This is a genomic window from Blastococcus saxobsidens (genome assembly GCF_010682065.1).
GTDB classification, from domain to species: Bacteria; Actinomycetota; Actinomycetes; order Mycobacteriales; family Geodermatophilaceae; genus Blastococcus; species Blastococcus saxobsidens_B.
In genome coordinates this window covers 56,146-73,267 of record NZ_JAAGWG010000001.1, presented here as the reverse complement: position 1 = coordinate 73,267, position 17,122 = coordinate 56,146, and the positions used below count along the sequence as shown (strand labels likewise).

Below are 17,122 nucleotides of genomic sequence, written 5' to 3'. Positions count from 1 at the left end.
GCGTCGCTCGTGGCGGCCGCCGCCGAAGCCGATGGCCCCGTGGCGTCCGGTGCTGGCTGCGTGGCGGGACAGGGCCGGCTCCTTCGCGATGCGGTCGTGCCACCCCGCCCGCTACCGGGCGGGGACATCGGGAGGGGGTTGCCCAGCCACTCGGAAACTATTCGTCCGCAACTGCATCGAGCAACGGACGCAGCCGGCCGAGCGAGGCGGCCAGCCCGGGGTGCAGCTCCACCTCGCCGAGCCGGGCCACCGGCACCCAGGCCACGCCGTCGCTCTCGCCGTCGAGCATCAGGTCGCCGGCCTCGATCGGACGCGCGGGGCTGGCCAGCACGGTCGTGTAGGCCCAGCCGCCGTGGTCGTCGACCGAGTGCGCGCCCAGGACCAGGTCGCCGGCGGTCAGGCCAAGCTCCTCGCGCACCTCGCGCAGCGCCCCGGCGTCCGCCGCCTCCCCGGCGTGCAGCGCGCCGCCGGGCGTCCCCCAGGTCCCGCCGTGGTGCGACCACAGCGCGCGGTGCTGCAGCAGCAGCTCCGGGCCCTCGGGGCCCTCGCGGTGGATGAGCAGCCCGGCCGCACCCGCCCGGCCCCAGTGCCGGTGCCCCTGGGCGCAGAGGGTCCAGCCGTCGGTCGAGGTGAGCACGACCTCCAGTCAACCCGGCCGCCGGCCGGGACGCCGGGCCGGAGGGCGCCCGCACATGCTCCGTCTCTGCTCCCCCTGGTAAGCAGAGGCGGAGCATCCGTAGGTACACACGGCTCCCGGAGGGCGCGCGCATGACCACGACCACGACCATGGCCGAGCTGAACGACCTGATCGGGACCGAGCTCGGCACCAGCGACTGGTACGAGGTGACGCAGGAGCACGTCAACCTCTTCGCCGACGCGACCGGCGACCACCAGTGGATCCACGTCGACGTGGAGCGCGCGACCAAGGAGAGCCCGTTCGGCGGGCCGATCGCCCACGGCTACCTGACGCTGTCGCTGCTGGTCCCGCTGTTCGGCCAGGTGCTGCTGGTCACCGACACCGTGATGGGCGTGAACTACGGCCTGAACAAGGTGCGCTTCCCCTCCCCGGTGCCGGTGGGCTCCCGGGTGCGGCTCACCGCAACGCTGGCGAACGTGGAGGAGATCACCGGCGGCAAGCAGCTGACCTTCTCCTGCGTCATCGAGCGCGAGGGCGGCGACAAGCCGGTCTGCATCGCCGAGCCGGTCTACCGCTACTACGGCGGCTGAGCCGGCCTCCATGCGCATCGCCGTCTTCACCGGGTCGCACGCCGGCCCGCCGGCGCACGCCGAGGCAGCGGCCACCTTCGCCGCCGGCCTGGCGCGGGCCGGCGTCGGGATCGTCTACGGCGGCGGCCGCGTCGGGATGATGGGCGTCGTCGCCGATGCGGCCCTGGCCGCCGGCGGGGAGGTCGTCGGCGTCATCCCGCAGCACCTCGTCGACGACGAGCTGGCCCACCCCGGCCTGCCGCGGCTGGAGGTCGTGCAGACCATGCACGAGCGCAAGGCCCTGATGGCCGACCTCGGCGACGCCTTCGTGGCGCTGCCCGGCGCCGCCGGCACGCTCGAGGAGCTGTTCGAGGCCTGGACCTGGGGGATGCTCGGCCTGCACGCCAAGCCGACGGCGCTGCTCGACGTCGACGGCTTCTGGCAGCCGCTGCTGGCCCAGCTGCGCCGCATGGTCGACGACGGCTACCTCGACGGGCGGCGCCTGGACGCCCTGGGCGTGGTCGCCGACGCCCCCGGGCTGCTGTCGTTCGCGGCGGGCTACGAGCACCCGCCGCGGAAGTGGACCGCGCCCTCGTCGTCCTGATCCGCCGGGGTAGCCGTAACCCATCAGCAACACGAATCGTGGTGCACTGGTGGCATGCCGACACGCCAGGTGGCCGAGACCCGTGTGGTCCACGGGCACAAGCGCGCCTTCATCCGGGCCGGCGACGGCCCCGCGCTGCTGCTCCTGCACGGTATCGGGAACAACTGCCAGACCTGGGCCAAGGTGATCGACCGGCTCGCCGAGACCCACACCGTCATCGCGCCGGACCTGCTCGGCCACGGCAACTCCGACAAGCCCCGCGGGGACTACTCGCTGGCCGCCTACGCCAACGGCATGCGCGACCTGCTCTCGGTGCTCGACATCGAGCGGGCCACCGTGGTCGGCCACTCGCTCGGCGGCGGCATCGCGCTGCAGTTCGCCTACCAGTTCCCCGAGCGCTGCCAGCGGCTGGCGCTCGTCGGCAGCGGCGGCCTGGGCCCGGAGCTGTCCGCGGGGCTGCGGGCGGCGACGCTGCCCGGGGCCGAGCTCGTGGTCACCGCGCTGGCCGGCGTCTCCGGCCCGCTGCGGAGCGGGCTGCAGGCCGTGGAGACCGTCGGCCGGGTCACCGGCCTGAAGCGGGTCGGCGACCTCGCCCAGGCGGTGGACGCGCTGCTGGCCCTCAAGGACGCCGAGGCTCGCCGGGCCTTCCTGCGCACGCTGCGCGGCGTGGTGGACGCCCGCGGCCAGGCCGTCACCGCCCTGGACCGGCTCTACCTGGCCGACGCCATCCCGATGCTCGTCGTCTGGGGGGCCCGCGACCCGATCGTGCCGGCCCAGCACGCCCGGACCGTGGGGGAACTGGTGCCCAGCGCCCGGGTGGAGGTCTTCCAGGAGTCCGGCCACTGGCCGCACCTCGACGAGCCCGACCGGTTCTGCGACGTGCTGCTGGACTTCGTCACCACCACCGAGCCCGCGGCGCACGATCTGGACAGCTGGCGGCGGCTCCTGGCGCAGAACTGGGACGGCGTCCCGCGCCCCGTCGCGCAGTGATCGCCCCCGCTCCCTAGCCTCAGCGCCGTGGAGCACTGGGACGTCGTCGTCGTGGGAGGGGGCCCGGCCGGGGCTGCGTGCGCCCTGGCCGTGCGGCAGTCCGATCCCTCGGCCCGCGTGCTGGTGCTCGACCGGGCCGCGTTCCCCCGCGACAAGGTCTGCGGTGACGGGATCGCCGCCGAGGCGCTCGACGTCCTCGCCGGGCTCGGGGTCGACCCGGCCGCCGTCACCGACGGCTACCCCGCCGTCCCGCGGCTGCGGCTCACCTCGCCGCGGGGGACGACCGTGGAGCGGGCCACCGAGCGGCCCTCCTACGTGATCCCCCGCTCGGTGCTGGATGCCCGGCTGATCGCCGCGGCGCAGGACGCCGGGGCGGTGCTGCGCCGGGAGCAGGTGCGGAAGGTGCGCGCGGCGCCCGGGCACGTCGAGGTCGACTCCGCGCTCACCGCCGGCGTGCTGGTGGGTGCCGACGGCGCCGAGTCGGTGGTCCGCCGGGCGCTGCACGTCCCGCGCGGCCTGCCCTCCCAGGTGGCCGTGGCGTTGCGCGGCTACGCGCCCGAGCCCCCCGGTCAGCACGGCGTCCAGGTCATCGTCACCACCGAGCAGCGCTGGCCGGCGTACGCGTGGTCCTTCCCGCTCGGCGACGGGCGGGCCAACGTCGGCTACGGCGAGCTGGTGTCTGCCGGGGCGACCCGCGCCGGCCTGGTGGAGGGGCTGCACCGACTGCTGCCGGGGGTCTCCCCCGCCGGGCTCAAGGCCCACCGGCTGCCGCTGAGCACCGGCCGGCCGCGCCAGCCCGACGGCCGGGTGCTGCTGGCCGGGGACGCCGCCTCGCTGATCAACCCGCTCACCGGCGAGGGGATCTTCTACGCGGTGCTCTCCGGCGCGCTGGCCGGCCGGGCGGCGGCCGCGGGCGCCGGAGCGGGCGAGGCGTACCGGCGGGCGCTGGGCAGCCGCCTCGGCCGGCACCTGCGGCACTCGTCGGTGGCGTCCCGGCTGAGCCGCCGGACCGCGCTGATGGACGCCGTCTTCCGCGCGGCGGGGGACGACCAGCGGGTGTTCGACACCGTCGTCGCCCTCGGGCTGGCCGACGGCCGGCTGACGCCCCGCACCCTGGTGTCCGCGGCCCGCAGGCTGCGCTGACCCCTCGCGCCGTCAGTGGTCGGCCAGCGCCACCCGCACACCCAGGCCGATGAGCACCGCGCCCGTGACCCGCTCGACGGCGATGCGCACGCGCGGCCGGGACAGCACCCGGCCCAACGAGCCCACCGCGAGCGAGAAGAGCCGCCACCAGAGGACCGCGAGGGCGAGGAACACGGCCGCCAGGACGCCGGTCGTGGATGCCGGCTCTCCCGGGGACACGAACTGCGGGATGAGCGTCAGGAAGATCAGCGCGATCTTGGGATTGAGCAGATTGCTCACCAGGCCCTGACGGAAGGCCGGGCGCCGGCCCGTCACCGGCGCGGGGGTCGGCGTCGACGCGGTGGACGCGGTGGGAACCTCCGGCTGGGTCCGCGCATGCCACAGAGTCGTCACGCCCAGGTAGACGAGGTAGGCAGCCCCGACGAACTTGACGACCATGAAGGCCGTCGCCGACGCCGCGAGGATCGCCGCCAGGCCGACCGCCGACGCAGCGGCGTACACCGCGATGCCCGCGCAGCACCCCAGCCCCGTCCACCACGCCGCCCGGACGCCGCCCCGCACCCCGTTGCGCAGGACGAGGGCCATGTCCGGACCCGGAGCAAGGGTGAGGACGACCACCACGGCGAGGAAGGGCAGCAGTTGGGCGGGCACCGCGTCACTGTAGGCAGCGGCAGGGATCCCCGGACGAGCCCAGTCGCCGCTCGGTGAGCCGTGCGCAGGGCTCGCTCCGTCGCCGGCGCCGGCAGCCTGCCCGCGACGGGCCGGAGGGTCAGGCGGCGGCGACCTCGACGCGACCGCGGCCACCGCGCTTGGCGGCGTACAGGGCGGCGTCGGCGGCGGCGTAGAGCGTCCGCAGGTCACCGGTGCTGCGCTCGACGTGGGCCACGCCCAGGCTGATCGACAGGCCGTAGAGGGTGCCGTCGGGCAGCGTCAGCGGCTCACCGCGCACGGCGTCGAGCAGCTGCTGGGCACGGCGGACGGCGGTCTCCTGCGAGCAGCGGCGCAGCAGAATCGCGACCTCGTCGCCGCCCATCCGGCTGACGACGGCGTCGCTGGCGCGGGTCTGCCGCCGGATGATCGTGGAGAGGTGGACAAGCGCGTCGTCACCGGCGAGGTGACCGTGCACGTCGTTGATGGACTTGAACTCGTCGACGTCCATGAGCAGGAGCGCGGTGCCCTCGAGGTTGCTCGTCCGCGCCAGCGCCCGGGTGAGCTCCTCGTCCAGGACGCGCCGCGTCACCAGGCCGGTGAGCGCGTCGACGTCGGCCTGCCGCTTCAGCGCGGCGACCAGCCGTTCCTGCTTGCTGGTCGACCGGATGAGCAGGCCACCGATGACGGCCAGCATGGCGCCGAAGAACACCCACTCGGTGAACGCGGCCCGGAACGACTCGGCGGAGCCCAGCAGCATGACCCCACCCGCCGCCACGGAGTACGTCGTGGCGATCACCGCGGCCGCCGAGCGGAGGTGGAAGCCGGCGTAGACCACCACGAAGGCGAGGAACGCCTGCGCGCGGGTCGACGTCCCACCGCCCATCAGGGCCAGCGTGGCCAGGACGGTCACGCCGCCGATGGCCAGGGCGAGGAAGGCGCCGATGCGGTCCAGGAACTGGGGCGGTGTGCGCTCCAGGACCCCCGCGACGAGCAGCAGGCCGGCGACGCAGCTCCAGACGACGCCGCGGCTGGCATCTCCCACGGCGGCGGGCCCCAGCAGCCCGACCAGACTCAGCATCCCGGCGCAGACCAGCAGCACGATCGCCGCGGTCCGGGCGGCGGCGCGCGGCTCGCGCGCTCGCAGCGACGACGGGATCCTCACCCGTTCTGCATCGGCACCACGGGGGCCGCTCCGAAGCTTCCTGGCCCCATCGGGTGACGAGGGGCTTGCGATCCGCGGGAAGACCCCTCAGCGCAGCGCCGTCACCAGCGCGCAGCCGCCGTCCCCGAGGGTCTGGACGACGAACCCGAGCTGCGCCAGCGTGTCCGCGACGGCGAGGTTCATCAGCTGCTGGACCACGGCGTCGGCGTCGGCGCCCCGCGAGGCCTGGACGCTCATCCGGTCGTGCGTGCGCCAGCTGACCAGCACGCCGTCGCAGCTGGTCTCCGGGGCCAGGCAGACTCCCCCGGCCGGGGCGCCCTGGGCGGCGTCGTAGAGCGGCAGGCCGGCCTCCACCAGCGCCGCGGCGACCTCCACCACGAGCGTGGTCAGCGGGTCGGTGTCGCTGAGCAGCGCGTCCCAGTCGTCCGGCAGCCGGTCCAGCTGGTCGCCGAGCTCCACCATCCACGTGCGGTCCGCCGGAGAGGGGCGCGGGGCCACGGTGCCGTCGGCGCGGCGGGCCCCGAACACGCTCACCGCGGTGAGGTTCCCGCCGAGGGCGGCCCAGTCGGCGTCGACCCGGTCGTCGAACGGCCCGGCCAGCACCTGCGCGGTCTCCCCCACGAGCCACCAGGCCGGCTCGCCGGCCGGGGCGGGGGCGGGGCGGACGGCGACGGCGACGGCCTGCGGCTGCTGCGCCGAGTCGGCGGGAGCACCGGCGGGGCGGGCCGCGGCACGGCGGCCGGCGGGATGGTTGCCGATCGGCGAGGGCGCCGCCGCGGGCCGGGGCGCACGGGCCCCGTTGCGCTCGAACTCGTAGCGGGCCGTCGACCCGGCCCCCAGGACGACGACCACCGCCGTCATGAGCAGGAAGCCCATCGTCGCCGCCGCCGGCCACAGCACCATCGCGCCCATGGTCACGAAGCTCTCCTCAGCACCTATCGCCGCGGTGGGGAAGTCCCGCGAACAAGGAGAACGCTAAGGCTGCGAACCCCCGTACTCGGCAGTCCCGACCCGCACTCTGACCGCCCGTCACCGAACCGTTGCCGCAGGGCCGCATCCCGCACGGTCACCCCTTCCCCGGGGTGCCGCCTTGTCGACATGCGGCGTCGCGACCTGCGGAAACCCGGTGTCCGGCGTCGCGGAGGCGGGTCGACGACCTCCGGGGGCGGCGTGTCGGGGCTCACCCCGCGGGGGCGGGACGCGCCCCGGCACGGGGTGGGCCCGGAGTGGCGTCCTGCTGGGACGCGGAGCGGAGGGCGTGGGATTCGAAGGCACTTCGCGCGAGTCGCCCTGGCTGGTGGCACGCGTCGTGCGCGACTCAGCGACGGCAGGTGATCAGATCGAGGCCAGTCCGACAACGGGCGGCGGAACGCTGTCGCCTCGACGCGGCAGGTCGTCGGACTGGTTGACGTGCGTCAGCCGAAGACCCAGGAGAGGAGCCCCACCGCAAGGTAGTAGATGGGGATCATCAGGGGCGGCAGGAAGGTGCTCCAGCCTGATCGCCGGGCTGCCGTGTTCGCTCGCGGCTCAGGGGTGAGAGGTGAGGTGACGAGATCGTCGGCGGAGTCACCAGCCAGCTCGCGGTACTCGAGCCAGGACAGGGCGAGCACCACCGCGAAGAGGCCGATCGCGATCACTGCCGGTGATACCGGAACAACGGTCGACGAAGTCCCACCGGCAGCTGCGGCTCCGACACCAGCCGCGGTGACCACGGCGAAGAGGGCGGTGCCCACCACCCAAGGGTGCGCCATCAGCGGGCGCAGCACTCGAGGGAGGCACAGCAGCGCGGCCGCGACCACGGCGAGACAGCCGAGCTGCACCGGGTTGTAGGTCAGTGGCTCACCACTGGCCCAGTGCCGGATCGCATCGGTGCCGACGAGCATGGCCAGCACCTGACCGGCGCCGAGAGCGGCGATGGCCCACACCCCCGACACGCGCTCGGGAGAGCTCTCCGCATCGATCTCGCGGGCGTAGTCGGTGGGATCACCGAACGCTGCCGAGGGAGGTTCACCGGTCTCCGTGCAGTGGCCCTCCACCTCGCCCAGGCGCTCCCCGATCACCGGACCCGGGACGTCCCGCAGCCGCAGCTCGAGCACGAACGCACTACACCACTCCTGGTGGGCCCGGACGAACGGACGCTCCCAGACCTCCTGCGGTGCGGCCTGCACGCCGGGGGACTCGCTCATGCTGAACTCCTCGAGGAGTGGGTGGAGTGGACGAAGGTGTCGCCGCCCGCGGCGAGGTGGACGCCGACCCGGGCCGAGAACGCCTCCCACTGGGTGAGGCCGTGCTCCAGCTCGGCGCGGCCGGCGTCGGTGAGGGTGAAGTACTTGCGCCCCGGACCGCTGTCACCGGTCCGCCAGTCGACGATGACCAGCTCGTTCTTCTCGAGCCGGGCCAGCAGCGGGTAGAGCGTGCCGCCCTTGATGTCGCCGAAGCCCGAGTCGGCCAGGCGACCGGCGATGGCATAGCCGTAGGTGGGCCCATCAGCCATGACCCGCAGGACGCACAGCTCGAGGACCCCGCGGAGCCACTCGCTGGGCTGCGGTCCGGTCGGCACGTCTTGATAGTGCCTCTACTCAGAGCGCCTGTCTAGCAGCTGCTGACCGAACCCCCAGGCGTGTCCCAGGCCGGGACCGTCCGCCCGTCCACACGACGTCCGAGCTCGCCACGCCGCCCAAGAGCTCGAACGCCCGTCAGCGGACTGACCGGTACATCAGCGTTCTCGGCATGCAGAGCCGCCAGTGGCCCGAGGTGAGCGCTGCGTCCTGCTGCGGCCGACCGGCCGGCTACTTGGCGCCGAAGTGGCCGCACGGCTGGGCCGCCTCCCGGTCGAGCCTGTGCGAACGTGCTGATCAGAGCGGAGGGCGTGGGATTCGAACCCACGATGGGTGTTACCCCATAGCGGTTTTCAAGACCGCCGCCATCGGCCACTAGGCGAGCCCTCCTGGCGCCGTCGAGGCTAGTGCGCGGGTCCACCCTCCCGCCGCCCGGCGTCCCGTGGCACCTGGCACCGCCCTGGGCGGCGACTTCGGGTAACTCGCGGCCTGGCGCGCCCCGCGGAGCGCCACTTCCCCGAAGTCGCTCCGGGCCCGCACCCACCCGGCGTCGGGAGCCCGCGCGGCGACGGTCAGCATGGAGGCATGACGGCGGGGAGCAGGACGGACCACGATGCGGCCACCCGCCGGCGCCCCCGCTGGGTGATCGCGCTGCCCGCGGTCGCACTGGTGCTGGTGGCGCTGTGCACGCGCGCGCCGTTCACCGCCGTCGGCCCGCTGCTCGGCGAACTGGGCGACGAGCTCGCGTTGTCCACCGGCGCGCTCGCCGTCGTCACCGCCCTGCCGCTGGTGTGCTTCGGCCTGGTCTCCCCGTTCGCCCCGGCGCTCGCCTCGCGGTTGGGCCTCCACCGCGCCGTCCTGCTGGGTGTCGCCGTCATCGTGGTCGGCATCCTGCTGCGCCTGCTCGGCGTCCCCGGGCTGTACGTCGGCACGGTCGTGCTGACCGGCGGCATGGCGGTCGCCAACGTGCTGCTCCCCGCCGTCGCGCGCGCCGAGTACGGCAGCCGCAGCGCCCTGGTGCTGGGCATGATCACCGCCTCGATGGCGGCCTCGGCCAGCCTCGGCGCCGGCTTCGCCCAGCCGCTGGCCGACGCCGGCGGGAGCGCCGTCACCGGGCTGCTGCTGTGGGGCGTCCTGGTGCTGGTCGCGCTGGGATCGGTGGCCGCCCTGGCCCGCGCCCGGCGCGGCGCCCCCCGGCCGGCAGCCGCGCCGCAGGGGGCCCGCACGGCGGTGCTCCGCGACCGGGTCGCCCTGGCCGTCACGCTGTTCTTCGGCCTGCAGTCCCTGGCGTTCTACGCGATCCTCACCTGGCTGCCCGACGTGCTCCAGACGGAGGCGGGAGTCTCCGCCGTCGCCGCGGGCGCCTACGTCGCGCTGGCGGCTCTCCTCGGGGTCCCGATGTCGCTCGTCGTCCCCCCGCTGGCCGCCCGGCGGCCCGGTCAGGGCGGCTGGGTGCTGGTGGGCACGGTCCCGATCCTCGCGGGCCTGACCGGCCTGCTCGTCGCCCCGGCGGTCGCGCCGCTGCTGTGGGCGCTGCTGTGCGGGCTGGGCACCGGCATCTCGTTCCCGCTGGCGATGACGCTGGTCCTGCAGCGCACCCGCGACGTCGGGCAGACCGGGCGGCTGTCGGCGTCCGCGCAGAGCGTCGGCTACCTCGTGGCGGCCACCGGGCCGCTCGCCGTCGGCCTGCTGCACGACTCCACCCACGCCTGGACGTCCGGGCTCGTGCTGCTGCTGGTCGTCGTCGCCGGCCAGCTGGCCATCGGGCTGGCCGCCGCCCGGCCGCGCCTCGTCGGCGAGGCCGTCTGACCCGCGGTCAGGGCTCGGCGGTGACGCCTTCGGGGGTGCGCTCCACCGGCGTGCCGACGACGCCGTGCAGGTGGCAGGCCGCCTGCTGACCGGCCGCCCCGGCCGGTTGCAACGCGGGGTCGACGTCGTCGCACGGCTCGAAGACGTACGGGCAGCGGGTGCGGAACCGGCACCCCGAGGGGACGGCGGACGGCGAGGGCACGTCGCCGCGCAGCACGATCCGCTTCCGCTCCCGCTCCAGAGCCGGGTGCGGCAGGGGCACCGCCGAGAGCAGCGCCTGCGTGTAGGGCATCTGCGGGTCCGAGCCCACCGCCGACGCCGGCCCGATCTCCACGATCCGGCCGAGGTACATGACCGCGATCCGGTCGGAGATGTGCCGCACCGCCGACAGGTCGTGCGAGATGAACAGCAGCGTGAGCCCGAGCTGCTTCTGCAGCCTGCGCAGCAGGTTGAGCACCTGCGCCTGCACGCTCACGTCGAGGGAGGCGATCGCCTCGTCGCACACCAGGAAGTCCGGTTCGCCGGCCAGCGCACGCGCGATGCCGACGCGCTGCCGCTGACCGCCGGAGAACTCGTGCGGGTAGCGGCCCGCCACGGCCGGGTCCAGGCCGACCAGCTCGAGCAGCTCCCCCACCCGGGCGGCCCGCTCGCGCCGGCCGGAGCGCAGCCCGTGCACCTCCAGCGGCTCGCTCACCGTCTGGGCGACGGTGCGCCGCGGGTCGAGCGAGGCGAACGGGTCCTGGAACACCATCCCGGCCCGGCGGCGCAGCTCGCGCAGCCCCTTGCCGCCCACCGAGGTGACGTCGGTGCCGGCGAAGTGGACCGACCCGCCGGTGGAGGGGATCAGCCGGAGGACGGCGTTGCCGAGGGTGGACTTCCCGCAGCCGGACTCCCCCACCAGGCCCAGCGTCTCGCCGCGCAGGATGTCGAGATCCACGCCGTCGACGGCGCGCAGCACCCCGGCGCCCTTCTTGCGGATGCCCTCCCCCCGCACCGGGAAGTGCACCTCGAGACCGCGCACGCTCACCAGCACGTCGCTGCTCATCGGTCGCCTCCCAGCGCCGTGCTCCCCGTACCGGACGCCGGGAGTCCGGTGTCGGAGGTCGGCTCCGTGCACCACGTCGCCGCCCGGTGCGGCAACCCCGAGGGGCCGAAGTGGCGATCTAGGCCCTGGATCTGCACCAGCGGCGGCTGCTCGTGCTCGCAGCGCGCGTCCCCGCGCACCGGGCAGCGCGGCCAGAACACGCAACCCTCCGGCAGGTCGGTCGGCGCGGGCGGGGTGCCGGGCACCGTGGCCAGGTCCGGGACCACGCCGTCGACCGCGGGCCGCGCCAGGTCGGGCAGCGCCCCGAGCAGCCCGCGGGTGTAGGGGTGGGCCGGCCGCTCCAGGACGTCGTCCACCGTGCCGTCCTCCACGCACCGGCCGCCGTACATGACCAGCACCCGGTCGGCGATGCCCGCGACGACGCCGAGGTCGTGGGTGATCCAGATGACCCCGGTGCCGCGGTCGGCCTGCAGGTTCTCGATCAGGTCGATGATCTGCGCCTGCACCGTCACGTCCAGCGCCGTCGTCGCCTCGTCGGCGATCAGCAGCGCCGGCGAGTTGCTCAGCGCGATCGCGATGACCACCCGCTGCCGCATGCCACCGGACAGCTCGTGCGGATACCGGTCCAGCGCGCCCTTCGGGTCGGGCAGGCCCACCTCCCCCAGCAGGTCCGCGGCGCGGCTGCGGGCGGCCTCCTTGGAGACGTCGCCGTGCGCCCGGATGCCCTCGACGAGCTGGCGGCCCACGGTGAGCACCGGGTTCAGCGAGGTCATCGGGTCCTGGAACACCATGCCGGCGCCCGGGCCGCGCACCTGGCGCAGCCGCTCGGGCTTCATCGTCAGCAGGTCCTCGCCCTGCAGCACGGCACGACCGGTCACCGTCGCCACCCGCGCGGGCAGCAGGCCCAGCAGGGCGAGCACCGAGACGCTCTTGCCGCTGCCCGACTCCCCCACGACGGCCACCGTCTCCCCGGGGCCGACGGTGTAGCTGAGCCCGTTGACGACGTCGGCCGGCCCGCGCGGGGTGCGCAGCCGCACCCGCAGGTCCTCGACCTCCAGCACCGGCGCCGTCCCCGCGGTCACTGCGCTTGCCGGTTCGCTCCCGCGGGGCGCTCCGCTCCTCGCTCCCATGCCGAGACCGCCTCCGCGGTCGGTCCGCTCCTCGCTCGTTCCTCGCTGCGATGCTCCCTCCCTGTCGGCGGCCGCCTCGCTGCGATGCTCACGCCCCTGTCCGCTCACTTGCCACCCCCGGCCATCAGCGTGCGCTGCCGCGGGTCCAGCGCGTCCCGCAGCCCGTCACCGAGCAGGTTGAAGCACAGCACGGTCAGGAAGATCGCCATCCCCGGGAAGAACGCCAGCCACCAGGCCAGCTCGATGTAGCCGCGGCCCTCGGCCAGCATCAGCCCCCACGACGGGTTCGGCGGCTGGGTGCCCAGCCCGAGGAAGGACAGCGCCGCCTCCGCCAGCACGGCGAACGCCAGGCTGATCGAGGTCTGCACGATGATCGGCGGAGCGGCGTTGGGCAGGATGTGGCGGGTCAGGATCCGCCAGTCCGAGGCGCCCACCGAGCGGGACGCCCGCACGTAGACCTCCTCGCGCACGCCGAGCACGCTGGCGCGGGTGACCCGGGCGAAGATCGGCGTGTAGACGATGCCGATCGCCAGCGCGGTGTTGCCCGAGCCCGGCCCGCGGACGGCGAGCACCGCAATCGCCAGCAGCACCGCGGGGAAGGCGAAGAGCATGTCCATGAACCGCATCAGGACGTCGTCGACCCACTTGCCGTAGTAGCCGGCGAGCAGGCCGATCATCGTGCCGGCGACCAGCGCGAAGCCGACCGCCAGGAAGCCGACCTTGAGCGACACCGAGGCGCCCAGGATCACCCGGCTGAGGATGTCGCGGCCGAGGTCGTCGGTGCCGAACGGGTGGGCCCAGCTCGGGGACTGCAGCCGGTCGGTCACCGAGATCTCGTTGGCGCCCTCGGGGGCGAACGTGTCGTCGAAGACCGCCACGACGACGATCAGCAGCAGCACCACCGAGGCGACGGCGGCCGTCGGGTTGCGGGCCAGCAGACCGAGCGTCTCCCGCCAGCGGGGGCGGGCCGGCTTCAGCGACGCGACGGGGGACGTGCCCGGCGCCCCCGCAGGGGTGTCCGGGGAACCGCCGGGCTCGGGGACGGGGGCGCCGGTCATGTCGTCACCAGCAGGACCCGGCTGGGGATCATCGCCGGATCCGCGGGTCGATGGCCGTGTAGAGCAGGTCGACGACCAGGTTGATCACCAGGAAGACCAGCGCGAACAGCAGGATCGCGCCCTGGAGCACCGGGTAGTCGCGGGCCTGGACCGCCTGCAGCGCCAGCTGCCCGAGGCCGGGCCAGGAGAACACGATCTCCACGACGACGACGCCCGACAGCAGGTAGGCCAGCTGGACGCCGGTGACGGTCACCAGCGGGAGCAGCGCGTTGCGGAGCACGTGCCAGGTGAACACCTGACGCGTCGGCAACCCCTTCGCCTGCGCCGTCCGCACGTGGTCCGAGCCCAGGGCCTCCAGCACGCTGGAGCGCACGAACCGGGTGATCACCGAGCCCGACACCACACCGGTCACCAGGGCCGGCATCAGCAGCCGGGAGAACCAGGCGCCCGGGTCCTCGCTGATCGGCACGTAGCCGCCCGAGGGCAGCCAGCCCAGCGTCCCGGCGAAGACCAGGATGAGCACGATGCCCATCCAGAAGTCGGGCACCGAGATCCCGAACTGGCTGATCACCGTGGCGACGCGGTCGATGACCGACCGGGGCCGCAGGGCCGAGACCGTCCCCAGCGGGATGGCGATCAGCAGCGCCACGAGGATCGAGGCGAACGCCAGCGTCAGCGTGGCCGGGAGCCGCTCGGCGATCTGCGAGGTCACCGTCTCCCCGCTGCGGAAGCTCACCCCCAGGTCGCCGGTGAGCGCCCGGCCGGCCCAGCCGAAGAACTGCTCGACCAGCGGCTGGTCCAGGCCGGACCGCTCGCGCAGGGCGTCGTAGCTCTCCTGGGAGAACCGCGTGCCCAGCGCGAGCCGCACCGGATCGCCCGGTACGAGGTGCACCAGGGCGAACACGATGACGCTCACCCCGGCGAGGACGACCGCGGACTGGCCGACCCGCCGGAGCAGGTAGCCGGTCAGGGCAGCTCCACGCCTTCGAAGTTGATCGCCTTGTCGGCGCGGATCTCGTACCCGGACAGCCCCGGCGCCCAGGCCTGCACGACGTCGGGGTTGTAGAGGTACAGGTAGGAGACGTCGTCGACGATCAGCTTCGCCGCCTGGTCGTAGAGGTCCTTCCGGGCCGCCTCGTCGGTCTCCGTGGCGGCGGAGTTCAGCAGCTCGTCGACCTGGGGGTTGCTGTAGCCCTGGAAGTTGCTGGACCCGTCGGTGATGTGCTGGGCGTGGTAGAAGTCGAACGGGTCGATGTTGCCCAGCCAGCCGAGCATGAAGGCGTCGAAGTCACCCTGTGCCTGCCGGTCCAGCCAGGTCGCGAAGTCCACGGTCTGGACGTCGACGGTGATCCCGATCGGCTCCAGCTGGCTGGCGATCACCTGGGCGGCGGTGACGGTCTCCGGGAACTCGTCGGTGACCATCAGGCCCATGGTGATCGGCGTCTGGACGCCGGCCTGCTGGAGCAGCGACTGCGCCTCCTGGACGTTCGCGTCGTACGGCGCGTAGTCGTAGTAGTAGAAGCTGTCCTCGGGGATGGCCGTCTGGTTGGGCTGGGCCGCCCCGAACCGCGCCGCCTCGGTCACCGCGCCGCGGTCGATGGCCGTCGCGATCGCCTGCCGCACCTGCGGGTTGCCGAACGGCTCCCGGGCGTAGTTCATGCTCATGTACCAGTAGTCGACGCTGGGCGTGGTGGCCAGCTCGACGGCGTCGTCGCCCTCCAGCGACTCGATCTGCTGCGGCGGCACGTTGTCGGTCCACTGCACCTCGCCGTTCTCCAGCGCGGTGAGCGCGGCGGCCGGCTCGGTGATGTAGCGGAACTCCACGCCGTCGATGCCGGGCGCACCGCCCCAGTAGTCCTCGTAGGCGGCGAGCTCGGTCCGGCTGGCGTCGGAGCTCTCCAGCGTGAAGGGGCCGGTGCCCACGGCCTCGGTGGTGAGGTCGTACTCCTCGGCCGCGCCCTCGGGCAGGATCGCCATGCCCTTGAAGCCGCCGATCAGCGCGGGCAGGTTGGGCGTCGGCTGGCTGACGGTGATCTCGACGGTCTGCGGGTCCACGGCCTCGACGTTCTCGACCGTGGCGAACCGGTAGGCGTTGTTGAGCTCCTCGTCGATGATCCGGTTGTAGGAGTAGACGACGTCGGCGGCGTCGAACTCGCTGCCGTCGTGGAACGTGACGCCCTCGCGCAGGGTGAACGTCCAGGTCAGCCCGTCCTCGCTGGTCTCCCACGACTCGGCCAGGCTCGGCTGCATCGTCAGGTCCTCGGCGTCGGGGACGGCGAGGGTGTCGTAGACGTTCTCCAGCACCTGGAAGCTCGGGTAGGCGCTGGTGACGTGCGGGTCGAACTGGTCGGGCTGGGCGCTGACCGCCGCGACCAGGACGTTGTCCCCGCCTCCGCCACCGCCTCCGGTGTCCACGCTGTCGCCGCCTCCTCCGCAGGCGGTGAGCAGGAGTCCGCCGGCGGCGGCGAGAGCGAGCAGTCGAGGGGAGCGCACAGGGACCTCCGGGTGTCGGGAGACGTCGTCCTCCCTACGACCCTGGACCCATACGCGCAGGTCCGCACCCCCAGACGGCGTCTCGCGACGATCGTTGCGGGGACGAGACCTTCCGGGCGGAACGGCCCCTCAGTCGCCCACGGTGACGTCGTTGAACGGCAGCCGCGGCTCCACCCAGGGGAACACCACGAACAGCAGCAGCGCGCAGACGGCGAGCAGCAGCACCAGCGCCTGCACCGTCTTCAGCCCGGTGCCGCCGGGCAGATGGCGCCAGATCCAGCCGTACATGTCCTCAGCCCTCCCAGAGCGCCGGCGGGCCGTCGGGGAACTCCGCCTTGGGCATCGCCGCACCGTCGAGCCGGGCGTGCACGATCAGCCGCTGCCGGGCGGAGAACCGCGGATGGCAGGTGGTCAGCGTCAGGTAGGAGCCGCTGGGTGCCGCCCCGGCCGCCTGGTTCGGGGTCGGGGAGATGACCTCCAGCGCCGCCGGGCTCACGATCTGCCGCCCCGGGATGCCGCTGGGGTCGGCCGCGAGGTCACCGGTCGCCGGGTCGCCGAGCACCCGGTAGACGAACCAGGAGTCGGCGGTCTCCACGACGATCGGGTCGCCCGGCTGCATCGCGTCGAGGTCCAGGAAGGGCGATCCCTTGCCCACCCGGTGGCCGGCCAGCGCCACGTTGCCCGGCTCCCCGGGCAACGCCGTCCCCACGTAGTGCCCGGGGCCCTGGGAGAGCTCGGCCTCCGTCGTCCCCTCGAGCACGACGCGGGCGTAGTCCTCGCCCAGCCGCGGGATGCGCAGGACGCCGAAGGCGTCCCCGATCTCCACCTCGCGCAGGTCCCGCGCGGGACCGGGCTCCGCCCAGTCCTCCTGCAGCTGCTCGGCCAGCTGGTCCTGCCGGCGGTCGGTGAGCAGGTCGGTCACGTAGAGCTCGTAGACGACGAACAGCAGGAGGACGGCGCCGCAGGTGACGAGCAGCTCGCCCAGGCCGCGGGCGACGCTGCGCCAGCGGTCCCCGCGGACGGGCTCGGGGCTGTCCTCGTCAGGCGCCCGGTGGGCGCCGGTGCGGGGAGGCACGGGCGGTCGCGTCCGCTGCGGTGCCCCGCTCATCGCGGGCACGCGGTCCCAGCGATCGGTCCGTTCCTGGGGCCGATCCCCGTCCGGGTCCACCATGCCGTTCCCCCGGTCCTCTCCCTGGCCGCCGGCGCTGCTCCCGCCGACGCTGCGAATGCTAGGCGAGACGGCTCCCGCGACCCGGTTCTGCCCGCCTCACCG

General features: G+C 74.0%; 18 protein-coding genes and 1 tRNA gene. 5 read left to right on the top strand and 14 right to left on the bottom strand.

Annotated features, from left to right (window positions below):
- Positions 1-157 precede the first annotated feature (157 nt).
- Positions 158-637 carry an NUDIX domain-containing protein gene (locus GCU60_RS00340; protein WP_163201651.1) on the bottom strand — a complete coding sequence of 160 codons (480 nt, stop codon included), beginning with the start codon at positions 635-637 and terminating at the stop codon, positions 158-160.
- Positions 638-768: 131 nt separating this feature from the next.
- On the opposite strand from GCU60_RS00340, the gene GCU60_RS00335 reads away from it, so the two are divergent.
- Genes GCU60_RS00335 through GCU60_RS00320 form a run of 4 tightly spaced genes read left to right on the top strand, consistent with a single transcriptional unit; the run spans position 769 to position 3,943 of the window.
- Positions 769-1,227: a MaoC family dehydratase gene (locus GCU60_RS00335; protein ID WP_163201650.1), complete on the top strand. Its 459-nt coding sequence runs from the start codon at positions 769-771 to the stop codon at positions 1,225-1,227.
- Between the two features lie 10 nt (positions 1,228-1,237).
- Positions 1,238-1,810 (top strand): TIGR00730 family Rossman fold protein, encoded by a 573-nt coding sequence (locus tag GCU60_RS00330; RefSeq protein WP_163201649.1) that lies wholly within the window; start codon positions 1,238-1,240, stop codon positions 1,808-1,810.
- A gap of 54 nt (positions 1,811-1,864) precedes the next feature.
- The gene (locus GCU60_RS00325) at positions 1,865-2,800 is read left to right on the top strand and encodes an alpha/beta fold hydrolase (protein WP_163201648.1); all 936 of its coding nucleotides are present in this window, start codon (positions 1,865-1,867) and stop codon (positions 2,798-2,800) included.
- 27 nt (positions 2,801-2,827) lie between these two features.
- Positions 2,828-3,943 carry a geranylgeranyl reductase family protein gene (locus GCU60_RS00320; protein WP_163201647.1) on the top strand — a complete coding sequence of 372 codons (1,116 nt, stop codon included), beginning with the start codon at positions 2,828-2,830 and terminating at the stop codon, positions 3,941-3,943.
- Positions 3,944-3,955: 12 nt separating this feature from the next.
- On the opposite strand, the gene GCU60_RS00315 is transcribed toward GCU60_RS00320, so the two are convergent.
- The 6 genes from GCU60_RS00315 to GCU60_RS00290 all read right to left on the bottom strand — a co-directional run bounded on the left by GCU60_RS00315 (position 3,956) and on the right by GCU60_RS00290 (position 8,704).
- Positions 3,956-4,594 carry a LysE family transporter gene (locus tag GCU60_RS00315; RefSeq protein WP_163201646.1) on the bottom strand — a complete coding sequence of 213 codons (639 nt, stop codon included), beginning with the start codon at positions 4,592-4,594 and terminating at the stop codon, positions 3,956-3,958.
- Between the two features lie 118 nt (positions 4,595-4,712).
- Positions 4,713-5,756 carry a GGDEF domain-containing protein gene (locus tag GCU60_RS00310; RefSeq protein WP_345770298.1) on the bottom strand — a complete coding sequence of 348 codons (1,044 nt, stop codon included), beginning with the start codon at positions 5,754-5,756 and terminating at the stop codon, positions 4,713-4,715.
- 87 nt (positions 5,757-5,843) lie between these two features.
- Positions 5,844-6,668: a hypothetical protein gene (locus GCU60_RS00305; RefSeq protein WP_239520239.1), complete on the bottom strand. Its 825-nt coding sequence runs from the start codon at positions 6,666-6,668 to the stop codon at positions 5,844-5,846.
- Between the two features lie 503 nt (positions 6,669-7,171).
- Complete coding sequence (locus GCU60_RS00300) at positions 7,172-7,942, bottom strand: hypothetical protein (protein ID WP_163201645.1); 771 nt, start codon at positions 7,940-7,942, stop codon at positions 7,172-7,174.
- Positions 7,939-8,316: a helix-turn-helix transcriptional regulator gene (locus tag GCU60_RS00295; RefSeq protein ID WP_204261149.1), complete on the bottom strand. Its 378-nt coding sequence runs from the start codon at positions 8,314-8,316 to the stop codon at positions 7,939-7,941. The genes GCU60_RS00300 and GCU60_RS00295 overlap by 4 nt, the downstream gene beginning before the upstream one ends.
- A gap of 301 nt (positions 8,317-8,617) precedes the next feature.
- Positions 8,618-8,704: transfer RNA gene (locus tag GCU60_RS00290), tRNA-Ser, on the bottom strand.
- 195 nt (positions 8,705-8,899) lie between these two features.
- Here GCU60_RS00290 and GCU60_RS00285 point away from each other — a divergent pair.
- Entirely contained in the window at positions 8,900-10,123 is a 1,224-nt protein-coding gene (locus GCU60_RS00285) for an MFS transporter (protein ID WP_163201644.1), read from the top strand.
- Between the two features lie 7 nt (positions 10,124-10,130).
- On the opposite strand, the gene GCU60_RS00280 is transcribed toward GCU60_RS00285, so the two are convergent.
- The 7 genes from GCU60_RS00280 to GCU60_RS00255 all read right to left on the bottom strand — a co-directional run bounded on the left by GCU60_RS00280 (position 10,131) and on the right by GCU60_RS00255 (position 16,924).
- Positions 10,131-11,168, bottom strand: a complete 1,038-nt coding sequence (locus GCU60_RS00280) for an ABC transporter ATP-binding protein (protein ID WP_163201643.1) — start codon at positions 11,166-11,168, stop codon at positions 10,131-10,133.
- On the bottom strand, positions 11,165-12,250 hold the full coding sequence (locus GCU60_RS00275) for an ABC transporter ATP-binding protein (RefSeq protein WP_345770297.1): 1,086 nt from the start codon (positions 12,248-12,250) through the stop codon (positions 11,165-11,167). The genes GCU60_RS00280 and GCU60_RS00275 overlap by 4 nt, the downstream gene beginning before the upstream one ends.
- A gap of 152 nt (positions 12,251-12,402) precedes the next feature.
- Complete coding sequence (locus GCU60_RS00270; RefSeq protein WP_204261148.1) at positions 12,403-13,356, bottom strand: ABC transporter permease; 954 nt, start codon at positions 13,354-13,356, stop codon at positions 12,403-12,405.
- Between the two features lie 28 nt (positions 13,357-13,384).
- Complete coding sequence (locus GCU60_RS00265; RefSeq protein WP_239520237.1) at positions 13,385-14,314, bottom strand: ABC transporter permease; 930 nt, start codon at positions 14,312-14,314, stop codon at positions 13,385-13,387.
- An 8-nt stretch (positions 14,315-14,322) separates the two neighbouring features.
- Positions 14,323-15,849, bottom strand: coding sequence for an ABC transporter substrate-binding protein (locus GCU60_RS00260; protein ID WP_163201641.1), 1,527 nt, complete (start codon positions 15,847-15,849; stop codon positions 14,323-14,325).
- 129 nt (positions 15,850-15,978) lie between these two features.
- Positions 15,979-16,137 (bottom strand): hypothetical protein, encoded by a 159-nt coding sequence (locus GCU60_RS19735; protein ID WP_204261147.1) that lies wholly within the window; start codon positions 16,135-16,137, stop codon positions 15,979-15,981.
- 4 nt (positions 16,138-16,141) lie between these two features.
- Positions 16,142-16,924, bottom strand: coding sequence for a class E sortase (locus tag GCU60_RS00255; protein ID WP_345770296.1), 783 nt, complete (start codon positions 16,922-16,924; stop codon positions 16,142-16,144).
- Positions 16,925-17,122: the final 198 nt, after the last annotated feature.

What these genes read in the sequence shown, in the direction of transcription:
- GCU60_RS00335 (WP_163201650.1), top strand. Translation starts at nt 769, where the DNA reads ATGACCACGACCACGACCATGGCCGAGCTGAACGACCTGATCGGGACC.
- GCU60_RS00330 (WP_163201649.1), top strand. Translation starts at nt 1,238, where the DNA reads ATGCGCATCGCCGTCTTCACCGGGTCGCACGCCGGCCCGCCGGCGCAC.
- GCU60_RS00325 (WP_163201648.1), top strand. Translation starts at nt 1,865, where the DNA reads ATGCCGACACGCCAGGTGGCCGAGACCCGTGTGGTCCACGGGCACAAG.
- GCU60_RS00305 (WP_239520239.1), bottom strand. Translation starts at nt 6,668, where the DNA reads ATGGGCGCGATGGTGCTGTGGCCGGCGGCGGCGACGATGGGCTTCCTG.
- GCU60_RS00300 (WP_163201645.1), bottom strand. Translation starts at nt 7,942, where the DNA reads ATGAGCGAGTCCCCCGGCGTGCAGGCCGCACCGCAGGAGGTCTGGGAG.
- GCU60_RS00285 (WP_163201644.1), top strand. Translation starts at nt 8,900, where the DNA reads ATGACGGCGGGGAGCAGGACGGACCACGATGCGGCCACCCGCCGGCGC.
- GCU60_RS00280 (WP_163201643.1), bottom strand. Translation starts at nt 11,168, where the DNA reads ATGAGCAGCGACGTGCTGGTGAGCGTGCGCGGTCTCGAGGTGCACTTC.
- GCU60_RS00270 (WP_204261148.1), bottom strand. Translation starts at nt 13,356, where the DNA reads ATGACCGGCGCCCCCGTCCCCGAGCCCGGCGGTTCCCCGGACACCCCT.
- GCU60_RS19735 (WP_204261147.1), bottom strand. Translation starts at nt 16,137, where the DNA reads ATGTACGGCTGGATCTGGCGCCATCTGCCCGGCGGCACCGGGCTGAAG.